The organism is Streptomyces sp. NP-1717, assembly GCF_022695985.1.
In the GTDB taxonomy this organism is placed as follows: Bacteria; Actinomycetota; Actinomycetes; order Streptomycetales; family Streptomycetaceae; genus Streptomyces.
Map to the genome: position 1 here is coordinate 1 of NZ_JAAPBF010000390.1, position 3,400 is coordinate 3,400.

The 3,400-nt window shown below is 74.3% G+C and carries 3 protein-coding genes; 1 reads left to right on the forward strand and 2 read right to left on the reverse strand.

Annotated elements, in window-relative coordinates:
- Nucleotides 1-560 precede the first annotated feature (560 nt).
- Together GXP76_RS34735 and GXP76_RS34740 are read right to left on the reverse strand one after the other, a co-directional pair.
- Nucleotides 561-1,055, reverse strand: a complete 495-nt coding sequence (locus GXP76_RS34735; protein ID WP_242575599.1) for an LURP-one-related/scramblase family protein — start codon at nt 1,053-1,055, stop codon at nt 561-563.
- Nucleotides 1,052-2,287: an MFS transporter gene (locus GXP76_RS34740; protein ID WP_242575600.1), complete on the reverse strand. Its 1,236-nt coding sequence runs from the start codon at nt 2,285-2,287 to the stop codon at nt 1,052-1,054. The genes GXP76_RS34735 and GXP76_RS34740 overlap by 4 nt, the downstream gene beginning before the upstream one ends.
- A 79-nt stretch (nt 2,288-2,366) precedes the next feature.
- Between GXP76_RS34740 and GXP76_RS34745 the strand changes: the two genes are divergently transcribed.
- Nucleotides 2,367-3,400, forward strand: a 1,034-nt coding sequence (locus GXP76_RS34745) for a helix-turn-helix transcriptional regulator (protein WP_242575601.1), incomplete at its 3' end; no start/stop codon positions are given.

Sequence of the window (3,400 nt, forward strand, 5' to 3'; positions counted from 1 at the left end):
CGTCAGTTTCGCGTCTGCCGGTCGGTCCGCCGCAGCCCGTCCGTCCGGGGTGGAGGATTCGCGTCCCGCTCCCGGCCGGTCCCCGCGCTTGCTCGTCGGCCAGGCGATGAACGCGCGGGCGCGCGTCTGCCCGGCCTCGCCTGGCCGCCCCAGCGGATGGCACGCGCCCCGCTCTCGGCCAGTCCCCACCGGGGGCGTCGGTTCGTTGTTTCGCGTCTGCCGGTCGGCCCGGCTGGGCTGTGAACGCGCGGGCCCGCGCCTGCCTGGCGTCGTCTGGCCGCCTGCGGGCGAAACGGCTTCGCCCGCCGTCGGCCGCCCCCCCGGAACGTCAGTTGGTCAGTTTCGCGTCTGCCCGCTGCGGCCCGTCTGCCCTGGGGGCGATGCGGGTACCGCCTTGGCCGGCTCCGCGCTTGCCGGTTGGCCCGGCGATGAACGCGCGGGCCCGCGCCTGCTTGGCGTCGTCTGGCCGCCTGCGGGGGCGCCGACTCGTCGGTTCCCCCGCCTGCTCGGCCCGCCGTAGCCCCGCCGCCCCGGCGGGCGGCACGGGCGGGCCCCGTCGCTCACGCCTCCTCGTGTTCCCTCTCCGCCATTCGGATCACGCACACCGCCACCGCGATCAGCAGCGACGGGTCCGCGTCGTCGCGGATCACGTTCACGGCGTACGTTTCCCGTACCCGGAACCACCGGCGTGAGACGTGTGCCAGCAGGTCGCCGTCGTACTCGATCGTGAACTCGCGGTCCAGGATCCGCCCGCTCACGTCCAGTTCGGTGCCCTCCGCCAGGGCGACCCGGTAGTGGTTGCGCAGCAGCGAGAGCTTCTTCTTACGGATGGTGGCCAGTGGCTCGCCGTCCCGTTCGATCGTCATCGCGTCCCGCAGGCTGAGCAGCTTCTGACGGAGCGTGACCAGGACGCGGCCCTGCGGGTCCTTCAGCTCCAGCGTGTCCCGCAGCCGCAGCGCCTTTCCGTCCACGAGGAAGGCCTGCCGGCCCTGCTCGTCCTCGATCCAGTAGTCGTCGCCGATGGCGAAGATCTTGTCGCGCACCAAGTACTTCATGCAGGATCCGTACCCACCGGGGCGCCGGGGGACGGCGGTACGGCGTCACCTGCACGCGTACGGACGACAGAGCCCGCTCCCGCCCGCAGTCCGCGCGACAGCGCGAGGGTGACCGTCAGGGAGGCCGCCGCCAGCACCGTGATCCCCGTCGCGGGCGAGGTCAGTTCGGCCACCGCGCCCGCCAGGAGCGCGCACACGCCCTGCATGGTGAGCATGCCCGCGGAGTGCAGCCCCAGCGCGTGCCCGCTCAGGGCCTCCGGCGTCAGCCCCATCAGGCGCTCCTGGAGCACCAGGCTCGCCGCGTATCCGACGGTGGCGAGCATGACGGCCGCCAGGGCGAGCGGCAGCGGCGGCCCCAGGACGAAGATCAGATGCGGGGCGGCGAGCAGCAGCAACAGCGGGACGGCCAGGCGTGTCCGCCGCCGACGGGGGACGAAGCGGCCGATCAGGATGTCGCCCGTCAGCATGCCGGCCGCACCGGCGGCGAACAGGACGCCCGCGTGCTGCGGCGCGTACGACACGTACAGGGACTCGCAGCCCACCACCAGCCCGTTGGGCACCCACAGCCCCAGGAACACGCGGCGGCGGGGCGGGGACGCCCACAGCAGCGCGTTGTTCCGCCACGTCGCGGAGATCGACGCGCGGCCGGACGCCCGCGGCGGCCTCCTGCTGAGGCCGAGCCGCGCCACGGTGGCGGCGGTGAGATACAGGGCGGCGCCGGTGAGCAGCGTGCCGCGCGGGGACAGGACCGTCAGCAGCACGCCGCCGGTCGCGAAGCCGCCGATCTGCATCAGGCCGCTCGACATGTTGAGCGTGGAGCGCCCGAGCAGATAGCCCTCGGTGGAGAGGATCTCGTTGAGGAGCCCGAGCCGCACCCCGCCGCCGAGCGCGGAGACGACACCGAGGCCGAGGACGATCGCGAGGGCGGCGGCGATCGGCAGACCGGGCAGGGCCGTGGCGGCGGTTCCGAGGGCGAAGACGAACGCGACGAGGGTCAGGGTGGCGCGCGGCGGCAGTCGGTCGGCCGCCGAGAGCAGCGTGGTCGCGCCGATCACCTGGGCGAGGGAGGGGCCGAACATGGCGAGCGCGGAGAGCAGCGGCGAGCCGGTGGCGGTGAAGACGAGCGTGCCCAGGGCGAGTCCGCTCACGGTCTGGGCGGCGACCTGTGCGGCGGAGGTCAGGAAGAGCGGAGTGAACTCCTTCGTACGGAAGAGTTCCCGGTAGGTGCGCATGCTCCGGAGTCTCGGTGGGGCCGTCGGCGGCGCGTTAATGTTTCGCGCCGGGGCGAAACGTCGGGTGGGGAGGTGCGGCATGGGCTGGTGGCAGATCGACGCGGACACGCTGGCGGGCAGCCGGTTCGTGGTCTCCCCGCTGGCCGAGACCGTCGCGAGCCTGAAGGCGCTGGAGCGCGGAACCGCCGCGCACGCGGGCGCGCACCCCGGCGAGCGCGCGTGGCTCGACGCGCACCTGCCGGCGTACCGGGCGCGGCAGGCGGCCGACCCGGTCACGGCGCTGCTCGTACGGTCGGCGTTCGGCCGCTCCTGGAACGCGGACTTCATCACACCGACACCGTCCGGCGACCATGACGGCGAACCCTCTTTCGAGGACGAGCTGGTACGGATCCGGGAGACCCCGCCCGAGCGCGCACGCGACGATCTCCTCCTGTCCCTGGACGGCCCCGTCCCCGCCCGCCTGCACCGCTCCGACCTGCCGGAACGCGCCGCCACCGTCCTGGAGTGGGTGTGGGCCGAGGCCGTGCTGCCGTACTGGCCGCGCCGCCGCCGGCTCATCGAGGCCGATGTCCTCGCGCGCACGGCCCAGTTGGGCCACGGCGGCTGGGCGAGCGCGCTGAGCGCCATGCGCCCCGGGACGCGCTGGCTGGGCGGCAGCCGCCTCCAGATCAACACGCGCGGCGGCCCCTCGCAGGTGATCCCCGGCGTGCGGCTGATGTTCGTGCCCGTCACACCGCACACCGGGTGGGTGTCCTGGGACGCGGACCGTTACGCCGTCGTGTACCCGTGCGCGGGCGCCCTCGCCGATACGGGCCGGGCGCGGGTGCCCGAGCCGCTGCGGGCGCTGCTGGGTCCCGCGCGGGCGGGAGTCCTCGTCCTCCTCGGCGCCCCCAAGAGCACGACGCAGCTCGTGGCGCTGACCGGCCAGGGGCTCGGCTCGGTGGGCCGCCATCTGAAGGTCCTGCTGGACGCGGGGCTGATCCGCCGGCGGCGCGCGGGCCGGTCGGTGCTGTACTTCCGTACGGAGGCGGGGGAAGCGCTCGTCCGGGCGGGCGACCCGGAGGACGGCCCCGTCCAGGGAGGCGGCGCGCACATCGAGTTCGCCTCGAAGAT